Annotated in this window: 16 protein-coding genes; 6 read left to right on the top strand and 10 right to left on the bottom strand. The window is 41.6% G+C overall.

The annotated features are described in order from the left end of the window. Nucleotides 1-15: 15 nt before the first annotated feature. The gene (cysD, locus tag DFP80_RS04315) at nucleotides 16-921 is read right to left on the bottom strand and encodes a sulfate adenylyltransferase subunit CysD (RefSeq protein ID WP_113915593.1); all 906 of its coding nucleotides are present in this window, start codon (nucleotides 919-921) and stop codon (nucleotides 16-18) included. A 227-nt stretch (nucleotides 922-1,148) separates the two neighbouring features. Continuing rightward, nucleotides 1,149-2,072 carry a hypothetical protein gene (locus DFP80_RS04310; protein ID WP_113915592.1) on the bottom strand — a complete coding sequence of 308 codons (924 nt, stop codon included), beginning with the start codon at nucleotides 2,070-2,072 and terminating at the stop codon, nucleotides 1,149-1,151. A 158-nt stretch (nucleotides 2,073-2,230) separates the two neighbouring features. On the opposite strand from DFP80_RS04310, the gene DFP80_RS04305 reads away from it, so the two are divergent. Continuing rightward, entirely contained in the window at nucleotides 2,231-2,815 is a 585-nt protein-coding gene (locus DFP80_RS04305) for a superoxide dismutase (RefSeq protein WP_113915591.1), read from the top strand. 69 nt (nucleotides 2,816-2,884) lie between these two features. Here the strand turns inward: DFP80_RS04305 and DFP80_RS04300 are convergent, their stop codons facing one another. Continuing rightward, entirely contained in the window at nucleotides 2,885-3,331 is a 447-nt protein-coding gene (locus DFP80_RS04300) for a tellurite resistance TerB family protein (RefSeq protein ID WP_113915590.1), read from the bottom strand. After that, nucleotides 3,325-3,795: a DUF6942 family protein gene (locus DFP80_RS04295; protein WP_113915589.1), complete on the bottom strand. Its 471-nt coding sequence runs from the start codon at nucleotides 3,793-3,795 to the stop codon at nucleotides 3,325-3,327. Before DFP80_RS04295 ends, DFP80_RS04300 begins: the two co-directional genes overlap by 7 nt. Nucleotides 3,796-3,973: 178 nt before the next feature. On the opposite strand from DFP80_RS04295, the gene DFP80_RS04290 reads away from it, so the two are divergent. The 4 genes from DFP80_RS04290 to DFP80_RS04275 all read left to right on the top strand — a co-directional run bounded on the left by DFP80_RS04290 (nucleotide 3,974) and on the right by DFP80_RS04275 (nucleotide 7,189). Next, nucleotides 3,974-4,372: a YeeE/YedE family protein gene (locus DFP80_RS04290; protein WP_113915588.1), complete on the top strand. Its 399-nt coding sequence runs from the start codon at nucleotides 3,974-3,976 to the stop codon at nucleotides 4,370-4,372. A 10-nt stretch (nucleotides 4,373-4,382) separates the two neighbouring features. Next, a complete protein-coding gene (locus DFP80_RS04285) occupies nucleotides 4,383-4,802 on the top strand; it encodes a DUF6691 family protein (RefSeq protein WP_113915587.1) in 420 nt (139 codons plus the stop codon). A 255-nt stretch (nucleotides 4,803-5,057) separates the two neighbouring features. Beyond that, complete coding sequence (locus tag DFP80_RS04280; protein WP_113915586.1) at nucleotides 5,058-6,224, top strand: type III PLP-dependent enzyme; 1,167 nt, start codon at nucleotides 5,058-5,060, stop codon at nucleotides 6,222-6,224. 122 nt (nucleotides 6,225-6,346) lie between these two features. Next, entirely contained in the window at nucleotides 6,347-7,189 is an 843-nt protein-coding gene (locus DFP80_RS04275) for an MOSC domain-containing protein (RefSeq protein WP_113915585.1), read from the top strand. A gap of 99 nt (nucleotides 7,190-7,288) precedes the next feature. Here the strand turns inward: DFP80_RS04275 and DFP80_RS04270 are convergent, their stop codons facing one another. Then, on the bottom strand, nucleotides 7,289-8,875 hold the full coding sequence (locus DFP80_RS04270) for an ABC-F family ATPase (RefSeq protein WP_113915584.1): 1,587 nt from the start codon (nucleotides 8,873-8,875) through the stop codon (nucleotides 7,289-7,291). A gap of 300 nt (nucleotides 8,876-9,175) precedes the next feature. Between DFP80_RS04270 and DFP80_RS04265 the strand changes: the two genes are divergently transcribed. Then, nucleotides 9,176-9,670 (top strand): cyclic nucleotide-binding domain-containing protein, encoded by a 495-nt coding sequence (locus DFP80_RS04265; RefSeq protein WP_113915583.1) that lies wholly within the window; start codon nucleotides 9,176-9,178, stop codon nucleotides 9,668-9,670. A 70-nt stretch (nucleotides 9,671-9,740) separates the two neighbouring features. Here DFP80_RS04265 and DFP80_RS04260 read toward each other — a convergent pair whose 3' ends face one another. The 5 genes from DFP80_RS04260 to pepN all read right to left on the bottom strand — a co-directional run bounded on the left by DFP80_RS04260 (nucleotide 9,741) and on the right by pepN (nucleotide 19,385). After that, on the bottom strand, nucleotides 9,741-10,094 hold the full coding sequence (locus DFP80_RS04260) for a RidA family protein (RefSeq protein WP_113915582.1): 354 nt from the start codon (nucleotides 10,092-10,094) through the stop codon (nucleotides 9,741-9,743). A gap of 108 nt (nucleotides 10,095-10,202) precedes the next feature. Further along, nucleotides 10,203-10,811, bottom strand: a complete 609-nt coding sequence (cobO, locus tag DFP80_RS04255) for a cob(I)yrinic acid a,c-diamide adenosyltransferase (protein ID WP_113915581.1) — start codon at nucleotides 10,809-10,811, stop codon at nucleotides 10,203-10,205. Between the two features lie 90 nt (nucleotides 10,812-10,901). Then, a complete protein-coding gene (gene metH, locus DFP80_RS04250; protein WP_113915580.1) occupies nucleotides 10,902-14,639 on the bottom strand; it encodes a methionine synthase in 3,738 nt (1,245 codons plus the stop codon). A 160-nt stretch (nucleotides 14,640-14,799) separates the two neighbouring features. Beyond that, nucleotides 14,800-16,389, bottom strand: a complete 1,590-nt coding sequence (locus tag DFP80_RS04245) for a coiled-coil domain-containing protein (RefSeq protein ID WP_113915579.1) — start codon at nucleotides 16,387-16,389, stop codon at nucleotides 14,800-14,802. A gap of 362 nt (nucleotides 16,390-16,751) precedes the next feature. Continuing rightward, nucleotides 16,752-19,385: an aminopeptidase N gene (gene pepN, locus DFP80_RS04240; protein ID WP_113915578.1), complete on the bottom strand. Its 2,634-nt coding sequence runs from the start codon at nucleotides 19,383-19,385 to the stop codon at nucleotides 16,752-16,754. Nucleotides 19,386-19,396 lie beyond the last annotated feature (11 nt).

The following is a 19,396-nucleotide window of genomic DNA, read 5'->3' as shown; positions in this document are numbered from 1 at the left end:
TTCTTTACTCCAAACTTAGAAATAGCCTTGTTTCTTCTTCTCTTCCATTGACCCGGATGAATCATGGTCAATCATTCGCCCTTGACGTTCTGAACTTTTTGTCAGCAACATTTCCTGAATAATTTCAGGTAAAGATGCCGCTTCAGATTCAACCGCTCCTGTCAATGGGTAGCAACCTAGTGTGCGGAAGCGTACAGATTTCATCTCAGGCACTTCACCGTTTAGAGGCATACGCTCATCATCAACCATGATCAAAGTACCATCACGCTCAAGCACTGGACGTTTCGCAGAAAAATAAAGAGGAACAATAGGAATGCTTTCCAAATAAATGTATTGCCAAATATCCAGCTCAGTCCAGTTTGATAATGGAAAAACACGAATGCTCTCACCTTTATTCACTTTTCCGTTATAGATATTCCACAACTCTGGGCGCTGATTTTTTGGATCCCAGCGATGCTGTTTATCACGGAAAGAGTAAACTCGCTCTTTTGCACGAGATTTCTCTTCATCTCGGCGTGCACCACCAAAAGCAGCATCAAAACCATATTTATCTAAGGCTTGCTTAAGTCCCTGAGTTTTCATTACATCAGTATGCTTTGAACTACCATGAGTAAATGGACCAATGCCTTGATCAATCCCTTCCTGATTCTGGTGAACAATAAGTTCCAAACCAAGCTTAGCAACCAATTCATCACGAAAACTGATCATTTCTTTAAATTTCCAACCAGTATCCACATGCATTAGGGGAAACGGCGGTTTGCCAGGGTAAAATGCTTTCATAGCAAGATGCAGCATTACTGCTGAGTCCTTACCAATGGAGTAAAGCATTACTGGGTTATCAAATTCAGCAGCAACTTCGCGTATAATGTGAATACTTTCGGCTTCTAGCTGTTTTAAGTGAGTAAGTCTTGCCTCTGTCATAATTTCCCATCTCTGTTGTCAGGCTTCAGCATTTTTTGAACTATAACATGCCTTTAGGTTATAAAAAGCACCACATTTAGACTTTAGTAGAATATGCATATTAAAAAAGCTTTATAAGTAAAACCTTTATACAAGTCACTGGATGGTTTTTTAAGAATGAAATACTGACCATATTAAAAACAAAAAAAGGCCGAGATATCGGCCTTTTTTGTTAGATCAGAAGGAATTTACTGAGAGTTAAATTGCTGCTCTAACATAAGCTGATTAATCTGCTTACGAAGGCGAATAATTTCACCGTTCACCTGAGTCCTAAAAGCATCACTTGAGTTAATAGCATCTTGATGCTTTTCTAAAGTATCTTGGATATTAGCCACATCTGTAGAACTGGCCCCTGCAGAACGCTTTTCTATGGCGGCCACTTTTTTCTGTAGAGCGCTTAGATCCTGTAAAACTTGATCAAGACTCAAAGCTTGTGCCTCATTCTGTCCCGCTTGGGCAAGGATTTGCTTTTCAGATGATTGCAGTCGTGTTGCTTGATCTTTCTGTGTTAATTCAACAGCCTTTACTGTTTCTTCAATAGAAGCCACAGAAGGAACAAGTTTATTATATCCAGCTTCAACCTCATTAAACGCTTCAGCTTGCACTGCAATTCGTTTAGATTGAGTCGAAATAGTATCTCGTAACGACGTCAGTTTTTTCTGGAGTTCGTCAATAGCAGCATCATTGCTCGCTATTGATTTTCTATTGGTGTCATAAGCAACACCCCAGAGCTTGCGAATTTCACTCTCGTGATTTTTTAGTGTTTCTTCTAGGGTTTCACCTTGCTTATTAGCCGAAACATCCGCAGCCAGCAGCTGGTGATCTAAATTTTTTATTTCGCTTTTCGCACCATACAGCTCATTACGAAGCTGCATATTTTGCTGCCATAACCAATACCCAGCACCCGCAGAAGCCATTAATATGAGAATTAACAAAATATAAATACCCGCTAAATTAGGCTTCTTATGGACAACTGTCGGTGCATGAGCTGGTTTGGCAGGGGTGGGGTTAGTGTGACCTTTTTGTGCTGTCGCACCTTGTGGCCTTCTGTCGCTGACTTCATCTTGATCCAGAGTCAGGCTTGGGATCTCAACATCATCGTCTCTACGCATGGAAAATCTTATATAGTCGCTATTAATAGAAATTATGGAAATTCTTCGGTGAACAAGGCTAAAGAATATTATCTTCAGTTGTTCAGTGCTACTATATAAGCACCATTAACTGCTTGATAACAAGCATTTTTCGTTAATTAAAAGCAAGGAGAATTGAAATGGCTTTTGAATTACCCGCTCTTCCTTATGCTAAAGATGCACTAGAGCCTCATATGTCTGTTGAGACGCTTGAATACCATCATGGCAAGCATCACAACACTTATGTTGTCAAATTAAACGGCTTAGTTCCTGGTTCTGAATACGAAAATAAAACACTTGAAGAGATCATTGCATCTGCTCCAGCTGGCCCTGTTTTCAATAACGCAGCGCAAATCTGGAACCACACTTTCTTTTGGAATAGCCTAAATCCTAACGGCGGCGGCGAACCAACAGGCGCTTTAGCAGAAGCAATTAATGCGAAATGGGGTTCTTTTGCAGAATTCCAAGCCGCATTTAATGACAAAGCGGTTAACAACTTTGGCTCTAGCTGGACTTGGCTAGTTAAAAATGCTGACGGCTCTCTAGAGATCGTAAACACAAGTAATGCAGCAACGCCAATGACAAACGGTCAAACAGCTATCATTACTGTGGACCTTTGGGAGCATGCTTACTACATTGATTACCGCAATGTTCGCCCTGACTACCTAAAAGGTTTCTGGGCGCTAGCTAACTGGGAATTTGCGGCAGCAAATTTCTCAGCTTGATTCTATTTATATAAATAGTTGAGTAAGACCAGTCAAAAAACGCGGCAATGGCCGCGTTTTTTTTGCTTCTCATTTATCGGTTTTCATCTCGTCCAAGACAAATAATTTTGCTTGAATAAATTCAGAGTGAGGCATAAATAGCAATTCACTAATAGTGCGGATACGATGATCTTCATATGAGTCAATATCACCATCAGCAAGGGCAACACGCCACAGAGCTTTTAAAAGTAACATCTTCTGCTCTAAATTTGCCGTTTCGTTAATCACCTTAGTGAATTGATAAAGGTCGTTAGCAGCATCTACACCTGTTCGAGCTTCCTCGTAGAGAATATCTATATCATCTCCCAACTCACTCACCTCACGAAGAAAACGCTTAACTTGATTTACTTCCATCTCATTAATTTCATTGTCAGCCAGCATCACTTCCATGAGTAGAGCAGCCACAGCTTTCTGATAAGATATTTGCTCACCCTGCTCTACAGGAAAACTAAAAAGACTTTTTAAAGCGTTTAACATTTTTTCTCCAAAATATACTCGCGTAGAGCTTCAATTAAGGTATTAGGGAATTGTCGGTAATCTAAATATGGACACCAAACATACGGTGGGTACACAAATGAAGTATGTACGTTACCTACTTTGTGTGCAGAAGAATCAACTGGTAGCTCATCCCTAAATGTATTACCAACAACAAAAACCAAGCCTTCGTAATCATGCAGTTGATCTAGAGAAAAGGCGATCCCCACTTTGGTTAGTAACTCTTTATCACGGAATGATTTCCACGAATCATAACGAGGCGCCGTCAACTTTGCCATGATAGTAAAGATTTTACGCCAATGATTACCATTTAGTTCAATTAATAAAGAGACATTAGGCCTATTTAAAAATGACGTATCAAAAAACCTGGGTAAAACGGGCTTATTTGGCAAAACAAACACATAATCAGCCTCACCAATGCCAGCACCCAGCCACAAATCGTTCATTTACTACTCCTTAATGCCATAAGAATACAATGAGAGCCTTTTAATATCCTCTAGGCAATAGGTAAAGACTGTGGAACTCTCAACAAACAAAAGACAGGGTTGCGTTTCTTACTTTATATTAGACTTTTCTCATGAATATATATTAGAATATACTTATATTAATGAGAGAGCCCCAATTATGGATACCATTTTCAACCCTCTCGCGGGGGGTCTACTAATAGGCCTAACCGCCACAATCTACCTTCTTGCTATTGGTAAAGTGATTGGCATTAGTGGAATATTATCTCAATTACTTTTTAACAAAGAACGTTTTTTGCCCTTCTTGTTCATTGCAGGGTTAATTGTCGGTGGTGGTGCCTATGGCATTTTAACCGAAAAAACAGTTGCCTTCCCTGAAACTAGAAGCCCTATACTTTTAATCGTATCTGGCTTGCTCGTCGGCTATGGAACACGACTTGGCGGTGGATGTACAAGTGGTCACGGTGTTTGTGGTATATCACGGCTTTCTCCCCGTTCAATCATCGCAACCTTAATTTTTATGGCTGCCGCTATAATTACTGTCGCTGTTCTTAATTAGGAGAAAACTAATGTATGCAATTGTTACTCTCGCCGCGGGTTTATTATTTGGCTTAGGTCTAGCGTTTTCAGAAATGACCAACCCAACAGTGGTGCTGGGTTTCTTAGATATTTTCGGTGAATGGAACCCATCTTTAATCATTGTCATGGCAAGTGCCATTACTGTCGGTATGATTGGTTACGCTGTAAAACGAAAACGTATGGCTCCGATGTTAGCCAGCAAATGGCAAGTTCCCACTCTGCGCCATATTGACTCAAAACTAATTATTGGATCATCACTTTTTGGCATCGGCTGGGGAATTAGTGGCTATTGTCCAGGACCTGGACTAACCGCTTTAGTTAATAACCCAAGTGAGGGCTTTTACTTTGTTGCCGCCTTAATTGTAGGTAGTGGATTACATTATTTTCAGACTCGGATCACGCAAAAATAGATATAAAAATCCGGAGACTTTTATAGTCTCTTTTTTTTAATCTAAAATATGAAAAAACGCTTGACCCAAGACCTCTTGCACCTTAAATTTCGCCCGCGTCATTGCTGAACATAATCCGCACCGCTTCAACTGCTGCGCTCGTCGCTTAAGGCTCTAATGCCGGATAAGTAACAGCCATAAGTAGGACGGGAGAAGGTAAAGGCGTTTACTTATTAAATCGGTTTATGTTTTGCATAATTAAGGAGCCTTAAATCCATGACTACTGACGTCAATTCTTTCTACACACCTGAGCGTTTCGCCCGTTTTAAAGCGTTTGCAGAAACCAAAGACACCCCTTTTGTTGTAATCGATACAGATATTATCGATGAGGCCTACACAGAACTAACAAAAGGCTTTCCTGTCGCTGATATTTTTTACGCGATTAAAGCTAACCCAGCGCCAGAAATTCTGACTTTATTACGTGATCGTGGCTCAAATTTTGATGTGGCATCACGTTATGAATTGGATAAGCTATTTGCAATCGGTGGTATTTCACCAGATCAAGTTAGCTATGGCAACACCATCAAGAAAGCCAAAGATGTGCGTTACTTTTATGAAAAAGGCGTACGCATGTTTGCAACTGATTCTGAAGCAGACTTACGCAACATAGCAAAAGCCGCCCCCGGCTCACGTGTTTATGTTCGTATTTTGACAGAAGGTACTGTGACAGCTGACTGGCCTCTTTCACGTAAGTTCGGCTGCCGACCTGACATGGCGATGGACTTGCTTGTGCTTGCCAAAGAGTTAGGTTTAATACCTTATGGCATCTCGTTCCATGTTGGTTCTCAACAACGTGATATTGGCGCATGGGATGCTGCTATTGCTAGTGTGAAAGTCATTTTTGAACGCCTTAAAGAAGAAGATGGTATCGTATTAGAAATGATCAATATGGGAGGCGGGTTCCCTGCAAACTACATTGCTCGCACCAATGACTTAGCCACTTATGCAGAAGAAATCACACGCTTCTTAGAAGAAGATTTTGGCACGGATTTGCCTCGTATTATTCTAGAACCGGGTCGCTCTTTGATCTCGAACGCTGGTGTACTTGTCAGCGAAGTCGTATTGATTTCTCGTAAATCACATACAGCACTAAATCGCTGGGTATTCACAGACGTTGGTAAATTCTCTGGTTTAATTGAAACCCTAGATGAATCGATCAAATACCCGATTCACGTTGATAAAGGCGGTGAATTAGAAGAAGTCATTATCGCTGGGCCAACCTGCGATAGCGCCGACATTATGTATGAAAACTACAAATATGGCCTGCCATTGAATTTGGCAATTGGCGATCGTATGTACTGGTTATCAACTGGCGCATACACAACAACCTATAGTGCGGTAGAGTTTAATGGCTTCCCACCTTTAGCGTCATACTACTTGTAAGTAGTTTGCTTAAACTAAAAAAGCCTCAGAAATTTATTTTCTGAGGCTTTTTTATTTGGAATGACTTTCTCGTTAAGCAATAATAGCCTATTTTTTATCTACAGCACAAAATGGGACTTTTCATGTCGTATACCCTAAGTGAACTCGTCATCTATCCTATCAAGTCCATTCAGGGTATTTCCTTATTATCAAGTGAAGTCGAAAGCGCCGGGCTCTGTGGAGATCGACGCTATATGATAGTAAAACCTGATGGCGAATTCGTCACGGGGCGAAAGCATCCTAACCTAACATTAGTAACGGCCAAGCCTAGCAAAGACGGTGCGTGGCAACTTTCTCATCCTAATCTCATTCATGGTCTATCTCTAAATTTACCCACCTTTTCTAGTAATTATGCAGAAGTCACCGTTTGGGAAAATTTAGTCAACGCGCAGCGAACACAAGAGAACGCTAATGCGTGGTTTAGCGAGATAGCAGGAGAAACAGTAAAATTAGTGTATTTTGGTGAAAAATCAGAGCGTTTTACTAAGAGAAGACCTGAAGTCCCTGTAAGCTTTGCCGATGGATATCCTTTTTTATTGACGACGGAAGCCTCTCTGACTGAGCTCAATAGAACATGCCCTGAAGATATTAAAATGGCTCAATTCCGTCCAAATTTGGTAATTAAAGGCAATAAGCCGTTTGAAGAAGACAGCTGGAAGCGAATTCGTATTGGTGAGGTGGAGTTTGAGAACGTTAAGCCTTGTGACCGCTGTATTTTCACAACATTAAACCCAAATACAGCCCAACGAAGTAAAAAAGGCGAACCACTTAAAACTCTAGCTAAATTTCGCTTACTAGGAAAGGAAAGTATTACTTTTGGCCTTAATATGGTTGCACTTAACACTGGAGCTGTGCACGTGGGTGACGAGGTTGAAGTTCTTGAATACAAAGAACCAGAATTATATGTAGACAGACGTAAGGGCTAAATACTTTAAATCACCCCCCATCTATTTTTACCATTATAAGCACATAAAAAAGAAGGCTCTCGGCCTTCTTTTTTTATTCCAAGAATATGATCTCTCAGTTTAAGCGTCTATTTTAGCCAAGTACTCATCGTAAGTACCATGGAAGTCGACAATGCCCTCACTAGTCACTTCTACAATACGAGTTGCCAAAGACGACACGAATTCACGGTCATGACTGACAAAAATCAAAGTACCTGGATAGTTTTCAAGCGCTAAGTTCAACGATTCTATCGACTCCATGTCCATGTGGTTAGTTGGCTCATCCATAACAAGAACGTTAGGTTTTTGTAGCATCAACTTACCAAACAGCATGCGCCCTTGTTCACCACCAGAAAGTACTTTGACAGATTTCTTGATGTCACTCTGAGAAAACAAAAGGCGACCCAAGGTGCCACGAATCACTTGCTCATCATCGCCCTCTTGACCCCATTGCCCCATCCATTCAATCAAATCAACGTCTTTTTCAAATTCATGAGCATGATCCTGAGCATAATAACCAATATTGGCATTTTCGGACCACTTCACTTCACCTTTGGTTAAATCGGTGTCACCAACCAAACACTTAAGCAATGTGGTTTTACCGATACCGTTTGGCCCGATAACCGCAACACGCTCACCGACTTCAAGCATCATATTTAAACCACTGAATAACTCTTCGTCGTATGATTTGGCAACATTTTCAATTTGCACGGCCATACGATGCAGTTTCTTTTCTTGCTCAAAGCGAATAAATGGGTTTTGACGGCTGGAAGGCTTAACTTCTTCAAGTTGAATTTTATCAATTTGCTTAGCACGAGATGTCGCTTGCTTAGATTTAGACGCGTTGGCAGAAAAACGACTAACGAAAGATTTCAATTCATTGATTTGAGCTTTTTTCTTCGCATTGTCAGATAATAGACGCTCACGAGCCTGTGTTGCCGCTGTCATATACTCATCATAATTGCCTGAGAACAAACGCAACTCACCGTAATCCAAATCTGCCATGTTGGTACAAACAGAGTTTAAAAAGTGACGGTCATGGGAAATGATGATCATGGTGCAATTACGCTCTACTAACACACCCTCTAACCAACGGATAGTATTGATGTCCAAGTTGTTTGTTGGCTCATCAAGCAACAGAATTTCAGGATCAGAGAACAAGGCTTGAGCCAACAAGACTCGAAGCTTTAAACCTGGAGCAACTTCACTCATCAAGCCGTAATGTTGCTCTGTAGGAATCCCAACGCCTAGCAACAACTCTCCTGCACGAGCATCCGCAGTGTAACCGTCCATTTCGGCAAATTCGGCTTCTAGGTCGCCAGCACGTAAACCGTCCGCTTCAGTCATTTCAAGGTTAGCATAGATAGCATCTTTTTCAGACTTGATAGCCCAAAGCTCTGTGTGACCCATGATAACGGTATCAATAACAGAATACTCTTCGTAAGCAAATTGATCCTGTTTCAATTTACCAAGACGCTCATTTGGATCTTTTGAAACGTTGCCTGAGCTTGGTTCCAAGTCACCACCTAGAATTTTCATAAAAGTGGATTTACCACATCCATTTGCGCCGATAAGACCGTAACGCTTTCCTTCTCCAAATTTAACAGAGACGTTTTCAAAAAGAGGTTTTGCACCAAATTGCATGGTGATGTTAGCCGTCGTTAACAAAGTATTCTTCCGTTTATCATGAGGTAAATAATGGTGCTCTTAGTGGACTCAGCCGTCAGAGCAAAGCTTATTCATACATTATCGCACAGATTGAGTAGACTCTTTAAGGGTGAAACTGCTTATTACCTAAAAAAGCCGAACTTACTGTTACAGACAGAGTCCAAAAGCTATCAATAGAATACAAAACGATACTACTCTTTTAGCCAAAATCAGCCTAAAACTAATATAAGTCTCTCGGCTATTCAGAAATAAAGAGTTTGGCCGATGATATATAAAGAACTGACATAGACGGAGAAAACAATGAAAACCGTCCAAGCAAGAGAAATACAATACGACACATCGCCAGCGCATTTAAAAGAAGGCTCTATTTTTGGCGCCCTATCAGAAACATCTATTCAGTTTTTATTAAATGAAGGTGTTTTGCACAAAGTCACTAAGGGCGATGAAATTTTTTCCTATGGTAGTAAGGGGGAGAGTTTTCATGCAGTTTTGCATGGAAAGCTAGATTTTTATAAGCAACATGGAGAGAAAAAGCTGCGAACCAGAACGATCTGCTTCGGGGAAGCCATTGGCTTTGTATCGATGATTGCCTTGCATGAACGTGTTGGCAGTCTATGTGCGCTTGAAGACAGTTTGCTGCTTGAAATATCCAGCCAGCTATTCAGCGACTTTCACGATAAATACCCATTTGATTTTGGGATTTTGCTGATGAACTTATCGCGCGATATGGCAAGAACTATTCGGGTATTGAGTAATGCCTTGGTTGAAAGCAATGTAGTTGTAAAAAGAAACTAAAATAACAAAAGCTTTAAGGGCGCAAAATAAAATAGACTGGAGCAAAACGACTCCAGCCTACCTGGCATCATTATTTTAAAGCGGCAACGACAGATATTTCGACCAATAACTCAGGTCGCGCCAACCTAGCTTCAACACAGGCTCTAGCTGGAGCATGGCCTTCAGGGATCCACGCATCCCAAACAGCATTCATTGCTGTAAAATCCTTCATATCACGAAGGTAAATAGTTGCTGATAAAATATAGGATCTATCTGTTCCAGCTTGCTCTAACAAAACATCTACTTTATCCAGCATAGTTTTGGTTTGCTCAGTAATGTCAGTATTTGCGTCAGCACCAACTTGTCCGCAAAGATAGACCGTTTCATTGTGCTTAACGATACGACTCATGCGCTGACCAACTTCCATGCGTTCAATTGTTGCCATAAAAACCTCTATTAAATTGAGTGTGAAAAATCATAATTTTATTATTAGAATATGCCCTATAATATTCTCTAGAAAACTATAGGGCGACTAATATAAAACGACACAGCATTAAAACTCCAGCCCTTTTTGCGCTTTAATGCCGCGCTTAAATGCATGTTTTACTTCTTTTATCTCACTAACCGTGTCTGCCAGCTCAATTAAAGCATCTGACGCGCCACGGCCAGTCACCACAAGGTGCTGACTCTCAGGACGATTCATAAGTGCGCCAAGCACAGTATCTTCAAGTAAATACTCGTAATGTAGCAAGTAGGTTAACTCGTCTAGAACAACTAAATCGATACTTGGATCAGACAACATAGTGGCGGCTTTTTCCCACGCTTGTTCAGAGGAAACAATATCCGAATCACGATTTTGTGTTTCCCAAGTAAATCCTGCAGGCATAATTTCCCATTGCACATTAGCTTGCTGCTTGAAAAAATCAATTTCGCCCGTATTCCATTCCCCTTTCAAGAATTGAACTACGCCCACCTTCATACCATGACCTAAAGCACGAGCTACCATCCCCAGTGCAGAACTGGACTTCCCCTTGCCATTGCCAGTCAGCAGAACAAACGTTCCTTTATCCTCTTGGGCTTTAGCAATACGTTTATCAACATGCGATTTAATTGCTTGCATGCGTCTTTTATGCTGATCTGGATCTTTAATGGTTTTTGACATAAAAATATCCTTGAAAAAGAGCAAAATCTAATCTGCGATGGCGAGTGTCGCAGATTAGATTTATTTGAATATTAGTGGCGGAGAAGAAAATTAAATGCGGTCATCTTCAGGATCATAACCAAGATTTGGTGCTAACCAACGCTCGGCATCATCTTTACTCATCCCCTTACGCTCTGCATAACTGTCCACTTGATCTGGACCTATCTTGCCGACACCAAAATAAGTGGCATCTGGATGGGCAAAGTACCAGCCGCTTACTGCCGCTGTAGGCAGCATAGCAAAGCTCTCAGTGATCTCCATATCAATCTTTTCTTTGACATCCAGCAAGGTCCACAGCTTGGCTTTCTCAGTGTGATCAGGGCAAGCTGGATAGCCTGGTGCCGGACGAATGCCTTGGTACTTCTCTTTGATCAATTGCGCATTGGTTAGCTCTTCAGCTTCTGCATAACCCCAAAATTCTTTACGCACCTTTTCGTGTAAATATTCTGCAGTTGCTTCAGCCAATCGATCCGCCACTGCCTTGATCATAATAGAGTTATAATCATCATGATCTGCTTCATATTTCTCCACAAGAGGATCAATACCAAACCCTGCAGCGCAGGCAAAAGCACCAATATAATCCGCGACACCACTTTCTTTTGGTGCCACAAAGTCCGCTAGACTGTGGTTATATTTACCTGGCGCTGTTAATTCGTTCTGAATTCGAAGGAATGACAAGCGCTCAACGACGTCACTACGAGACTCGTCTGTATAGATTTCAATATCATCATGATTTACTTGGTTAGCAGGGAATAAACCAACCACTGCGCGAGCCTGCAAGCACTTAGTAGCGATTACTTCATCTAGCATCTTCAATGCATCTTCAAAAACACGTGTTGCCTCAGCACCGACTACTTCATCAGTAAGAATCCGCGGATAGGCGCCAGCCAGTTCCCATGTTTGGAAGAATGGCGTCCAATCTATATACTCTTTGACCTGTTTAAGATCGATATCGTTTTCAGTGAGCACGGTAATACCAAGCTTTTTAGGTTGAACTACGTTACTAGCATCAAACGCAATAGGGCCTTTATTCTGACGGGCTTTATCCAAGGAGACTCGACGACCCGCTTTGACACGGTCTTTATAACGAATACGTGTTTTTTCGTAATCCGATTTAATTTCATCAACAAATGTTTGACGACGCTCTTTGTCTTTGCTTAACAAAGCACTCGCTACACCAACACTTCGCGACGCATTGGTAACATGTACCACTTGATTACGCTTATAGTTCTGCTCGATTTTTACCGCTGTATGTGCTTTCGATGTAGTTGCACCACCGATCATCACTGGCAGATCAAACCCTTGTCGTTCCATCTCTTTTGCTACGTGCACCATTTCATCAAGCGAGGGTGTAATAAGGCCAGAAAGACCAATCATGTCCGCGCCTTCGTCTTTTGCTGTACGCAAAATTTTCTCGGCAGGCACCATGACACCAAGATCAATCACTTCAAAGTTATTACATTGCAGAACAACGCCTACAATATTTTTACCGATATCATGTACGTCCCCCTTCACTGTCGCCATAACGATCTTGCCATTACTAGACGATGCGGTATCCATGTTAAGGCGTTTTTCTTCTTCGATATAAGGCATCAAGTAGGCAACGGCTTTTTTCATGACTCGTGCGGATTTAACGACTTGCGGCAAGAACATTTTACCGGAACCAAACAAGTCGCCGACTATGCTCATACCATCCATTAATGGCCCTTCAATTACTTCTAAAGGTCGAGCAAAGGCTTGGCGTGCTTCTTCAGTATCTTCATCAATGAATTCTGTTATACCTTTAACTAGCGCGTGACTAAGGCGCTCTGACACAGGTAACCCACGCCATTCTTGGGTTTCTTTTTCCGCAACTTCACCCGTTCCCGCAAATTCTCCAGCGATAGCTAACAAATTGTCCGTTGCATCTGGCGTGCGGTTCAACACGGCATCTTCTACTGCATTACGAAGCTTAGGTGGAATATCCTCATACAAGGCAAGCTGCCCTGCATTAACGATACCCATCGTCATACCTTGTTTGATGGCGTGGTATAAAAACACCGCATGAATCGCTTCACGAACAGGGTTATTACCACGAAAAGAGAAAGAGACGTTAGAAACACCACCAGAGACTTTGGCGTAAGGTAATTCACGAGTGATATCACCTGTCGCCTCGATAAAGTCCAAAGCATAACGGTTGTGCTCTTCAATCCCTGTTGCGATGGCAAAAATATTCGGATCAAAAATAATATCTTCTGGTGGATAGCCTACTTCATCCACTAAAATATGGTACGAGCGTCGGCAAATTTCGATTTTACGAGCACGTGTATCCGCTTGGCCAACTTCGTCAAACGCCATGACAATGACCGCCGCGCCATACTTCATTAGTTTGCGCGCTTGCTCACGAAATTTATCTTCGCCCTCTTTCATACTGATAGAGTTAACGACGCCTTTCCCTTGGATCCACTTCAATCCGGCTTCTAAGATTTCCCACTTAGAAGAATCCAACATGATAGGTACACGTGAAATATCAGGTTCAGACGCAATGAGCTTAAGGAAACGCTCCATCGCAGCCTGAGAGTCCAGCATGCCTTCATCCATATTGATGTCGATAATCTGTGCGCCGTTTTCAACTTGCTGGCGAGCTACATCCAGTGCAGTATCGAAATCACCTTCTTTAATAAGACGTTTGAACATTGCCGAACCGGTCACGTTGGTTCTTTCGCCCACGTTCACAAACAAGCTATTGCTATCGATATTGAAGGGTTCAAGGCCAGACAATCGACACGCTTTTTCGACAATAGGAATAACTCGAGGCTTTGAATCTGCGAAGGCTTTAGCAAAGGTTTCAATATGTGACGGAGCGGTACCACAACAACCACCGATGATGTTCAAAAAGCCAGAATCTACCCAGCCCTGAATCTCTTCCAGCATCTCTTCTGGTGATTCGTCGTATTCACCAAACGCATTAGGCAAGCCTGCATTCGGGTGAGCTGACACATGTGTATCCGCAATACGTGAAAGCTCTTCCACGTACTGACGTAATTCTTTTGGCCCTAAAGCGCAGTTCAAACCGACAGAAATAGGTTTGGCATGAGAAATAGAATTCCAGAATGCTTCCGTTGTTTGACCCGATAAGGTGCGGCCAGAGGCATCCGTAATGGTGCCAGAAATCATAATTGGAAAACGAACACTATTTTTTTCAAAATAATCCAGAACCGCGTAAATAGCCGCTTTTGCATTCAAGGTATCAAAAATAGTTTCGATTAACAGAATATCGACCCCACCCTTGATTAAGCCATCAACGGCCGTTGTATAAGCGTCGACTAACTCATCAAAATGTATATTACGAAAACCTGGATCGTTTACGTCAGGAGAAATAGTACAAGTACGGCTAGTTGGACCAACCGCGCCAGCAACAAATCGTGGCTTATTTGGGTTTTGTTTAGTGAATTCGTCTGCGGCTTCACGAGCTAAACGAGCCGATTCGAAATTTAGTTCATAGCTTAGGTCTTCCATGTGATAATCCAGCATGGAAATGTAATTGGCGTTAAAAGTGTTGGTTTCAATGATGTCCGCGCCAGCAGCAAGATAACTGGAATAAATATCTTTGATAATCTTTGGCTGAGTCAAGGAAAGTAGGTCATTATTACCTTTTAAATCACTATTCCAATCTGCAAAACGTTCACCGCGATAATCTTGTTCTTCTAATTTATACCCCTGAATCATGGTGCCCATGGCGCCATCTAGTATCAATACGTTTTCAGCTAATCGCTTCTCAATAATAGAATACGAATCGGACTTTACCACTCTCACCACCTCAAAAAAGAATATGCAAACGTACTATACCGAAAAGTCACCGTTGTCGCGTTGAAAAAAAGTAATGAGGAGTTGAATGATCCGAGGAAAAAAAAGCGAAACGCGCCAATTAAGGCGAGCTTCGCTTTTTTTGTACCATGCAGCTGTGACTCTAAACGTTCAAATCTTGGTTGCTTTTTGATTTGTTCATGCGACCCACAAGAAAGCCACCTAACAAACCAAGCAAAATAGCGCCTCCCCAATAACCGTATTTCTCAAACAAATTAGTATTTATCAAAGATAGGGTTTCATTACCTCGGTACACTTGTCGCTGAATAGTTTGGTTTTGAAAAGAGATTTGCTGACTTACAAATAAATTTAGTTGTGCTTCTGGCTTCTCGTTTAAGCCTGCTACACGCCAACGCCATTGCAAACGCCCATTCTGAACCACAGCACTAGCCGTCTTGTCACTGATCATTTGAATATCACTGTCGGTGACTAATTCTGCTTGGTAGGCTTGCTCAGAAAGTGACGGACGAACGTCAGCAGACACCAAAATTTCAAAATTATCATGCAAAGCAATTTCATTAGGTAGCTCCCACTGTACATTGTGTAATGAGGAGCTCATTTGCAACTGCAAGGCTTCTATTGCAGCGGTAACTGAAATGCCACTATTTTCTTTTGTCTCTAACTCCTGTTTTGTACTTGCAAGCCGAGCCGACAAGACGCTCAGCTCCGTTTGACTTGCATTCAATTCTTCTCCAAGTGCATTAAGCTGAGCGGTCAATGCGGCATTTTTTTGTTGCGCTTGAGCCAATTTATTATCAAGCTCTTTCCAACGCGACTCAAAATTAGCCCCTTCATCAAGATCGGCCTCTAGTTCCAAGATATCACTCTTATATTGATCAACAAGCGCTTTCTGCTTGAGCAGCTGATTTTTCAAATCGGCCAACTCAATCTGCATCTGTGTATCTTGACGCTCGTAATCTGAATTATCATTCACAACAGGTTGAGTAATTGAAGTAGCTAATTGCGGCATTTTTTCGGAGCGAGAAGAATCATCACCACCTAATGAATGAATTTTATCCCACAAAACTTGATGCTGGGCTCTCGCCTCTGATAAAGCGCCACCCAACATAAGGTTTTCTTTTTTCAGAGCCGCTAGACGTTTTTGATTGGCTTGATTGTCGGATTCTAAATTAGCGTACTTGCCTTGTAGCTGAGTATTTTCATCCAACAAATTAAAATAACTTTGCTTGAAGCCATCTTGTGTCGTTGGCATATTTTCTAAAGTAGAAACTTGCTGTTTTAACGATGTATTCTCATTTTCTAGCTGACCAATACGCCGAGTTAATAAATTATTATCTAACTTTAATGCTGCATAGCGAGCTTCAAGCATTTCACGTTGCTTCTTTTGCTCTTCTAATGCGGCTAAAGATTTTGCGCTAGAAGGTGTATTCTGCAAATTTGCGATAATGGCATCTTTTTCATCTAGGGATATATTTAATGAAGCTAGCTGCTTTTTGTTATCCGCAAGTTTCTGTTGAAGGGAATTAATAAGAGAACTTTTTGACGCTAACTCTTTTTCTAATTTGATTTCTTTTTCGCTGACAATAGAGTTTTGGGGAGTTTGAGAGACTGATTCTGCTGAGCTAGTGGTTTCATCAATCAGAGACTCTGTCTGTTGACGTGAGGACGATGTACATCCAGCAATCATCAAGCCAAAGGCAAGAGGAATCAAAATCGTCGTACGTGCTTTCATTTTTCGCTCCTTAATAAACTCAAGGTCGACAAGTAGGTAAAAGAAGGTGCGAATAAATCTGCTAAGGCTCAGTTTCTCTGAGTGACCCGTAGGGCATGATTTAAAAGCCTAAACTCTTTGTTGAGCACCTCGATAATAAAACCATTATTCACATTCGGTACTCGCCTCTAATAACAAGCTTTTATCCGCATACAAAGACAGAGGACTTATTTTCACCGTCCTTACTCTTATGCCAGATTTAAATATAGAATGCAAAGAAGTAGTAAAGTCCACACTCGAAACAGTATCAAACAAATCAAAAAAAGCCCGTGAGGAAAAATCCGCAAGGGCTTTGAATTACTGAGCTATATGTCTTCTAAGTGCTAAGCAAGGCTTTTAGAAATCACTTCGTAAACATCTTTAGACAAATCTTCCGCTAGAATACGCTCTAGTTCGCTTTTCATTTTCACACTTAACTCTGGCTGCAATTTTTTCCAGCGGGTTAATGGTGTACAAAGTCGAGAAGCAATTTGCGGATTGCGTTTGTTTAATAAAATAATTTGGTCCGCTAAGAAGTGATAACCGCTGCCGTCCGCTTTATGAAAGCCAGTCACACTTTGCCCAAAACCTCCGAGCACAGAACGAACTTTATTCGGGTTCTTCAGGTCAAAAGCTGGATGCTCCATTAAGCCTTTCACAGTAGCCAATGCCCTTTCTTGCTCTTGACTAGCACTTAACATCAGCCATTTATTCACTACCAATGGCTCTTCTTTCCACTGCTCATAGAAAGCCGCCAATAGCTCTGCCGCTTGCTTATGTTGTGAGTTAACAGCTATAGACAAGGCTGCAAATTGGTCTGTCATATTATTTGCTGTCTGGAATTGCGCCACAAGCTCCTGCTGAGCCAGTTCACTGTTTGTTTCAACCCAATAAGATAGAGCTATGTTCTTCAGTGAGCGATGCGCTATATCTTTCGCGGTCGCTTGGTATTCACCTTGGATCTTATGCTCGCGATACACTCGTTCAAAATCTGCTGACAAGGCATGAGCCAATTGCGATTTTAAATGTTGGCGTGCTTGTTTAATTGCCGCAGGATAAATAGGATTTGCCAACTCAGACAAATATGCTTGACTAGGCAAAGCAAGAATCAAGGCAACCATAGCGGGGTCTAATGTTTCATCATTTAATAACGTTTTAAACCCATGAACCAACTGAGAATCGAACGACAGCTTTTTCCCTTCAATAGCCTGATTGATCAAGGTGGTAAGTTCATTTACCGCCAGTTGTTGAGATGCACTCCAACGATTAAAGCCATCTGTGTCTGAAGACAACAATAACAACAAATCTTTTGAAGAATAGTCATAATGCAATTTCACTGGTGCCGAAAAACCACGTAACAAAGAAGGCACAGGTTTCGCCGCTAAACCGCTAAACTCAAATTCTTGTTCACTAGATTGCAAATGTAACACATGATCTTTTGCTGCCACTCCATTTAATTCAGCAGACAAGGCATTACCCTGCTCATCTAGCAAACCAACGCGCACAGGAATATGCAGTGGTAATTTTGTTGGCTGGCCTGGAGTAGCCGGTGTGTCTTGCAACATAGTTAAGCGATATGTCCCCGTCGCTTCGTCAAAGCTATCTTTCACTTTCACAATTGGGGTACCCGCTTGAGAGTACCAGCGCTTGAATTGAGAAAGATCAAAACCCGAAGCATCTTGCATTGCAGCAATAAAATCATCACAGGTAACCGCTTGCCCATCATGACGATCAAAGTATAAATCTGAACCAGCACGGAACTTTTCTGCCCCTAACAAGGTATGGATCATGCGGACAATTTCTGAGCCTTTTTCATAGACGGTCAGCGTGTAGAAATTTGAGATCTCAATAAAAGAAGCCGGACGCACAGGATGAGCCATTGGGCCAGCATCTTCTGCAAACTGAGCTGTTTTCAGGAAAGAAACATCTTCGACACGTTTCACTGTTTCTGAATGCATATCCGCAGAGAAGGTTTGATCACGGAATACAGTAAAGCCTTCTTTTAAGCTTAACTGAAACCAATCACGACAAGTAACACGATTACCTGACCAGTTATGGAAATATTCATGCGCCACAATGGCTTCTACACGTAAGTAAGTATCATCTGTTGTTGTTTCTGGGCTGGCCAACAAGCATGAAGAATTGAAAATATTCAGACCTTTGTTTTCCATCGCGCCCATATTGAAGTCATCCACGGCAACGATCATAAAAATATCCAGATCGTATTCTCGGCCGTAGGTTTCTTCGTCCCAACGCATAGAGCGTTTCAGCGCCTCCATTGCATAATCAACCTTATCAAGGTTATGTGCCTCGGTAAAAATTTGCAGTTTGATATCACGCTTACTTTGCGTCGTGAACACATCATTTTTTACTGCTAAATCACCGGCAACCAAGGCAAAAAGGTACGCTGGCTTAGGGAAAGGATCGTGCCATACGACAACGGTTTTACCTTCGTCCGTTTTTCCACGCTCTACTTCATTACCATTAGACAACATAACGGGATAGCGATTTTCGTCGGCAATGATAGTTGTGGTAAACACAGACATTACGTCAGGACGATCCAGGTAATAGGTAATGTGACGAAAGCCTTCAGCTTCGCATTGCGTACAGAACATAGAGGACGAACGATAAAGACCTTCTAGGCGGGTGTTGTTTTGCGGCTCTATTAAGGTTTCACAAGTTAGAACAAATTCGTCAGCGGTCGCAGTAATAATTAATTTGTCTTCACTGATACGGTATTCTTCTGGCGGCAATGCATAGTCATCCATGGCAACACCAATCAATTTAACGTCTTCACCACCGTCTAAAATTAAAGGGGCTGTTGATTTACCGAATGCTGGATTTCGGCGCATATGTAAACGTGAAGTGACAATGGTTGTTGCTTCGTCTAGATCAAATGTAAGCTCTGTTTTATCAATAAGAAAAGGAGGAACTTTATAGTCTTTTAAATAAATCGCTGATGGCTGACTCTCTTTCATTTGTTCTTATC

Origin of the sequence: Marinomonas rhizomae (assembly GCF_003315485.1) — a bacterium.
Classification (GTDB): Bacteria; Pseudomonadota; Gammaproteobacteria; order Pseudomonadales; family Marinomonadaceae; genus Marinomonas; species Marinomonas rhizomae.
The sequence above is the reverse complement of the archived record's forward strand: the minus strand, read 5'-3'. Positions and strand labels throughout refer to the sequence as shown.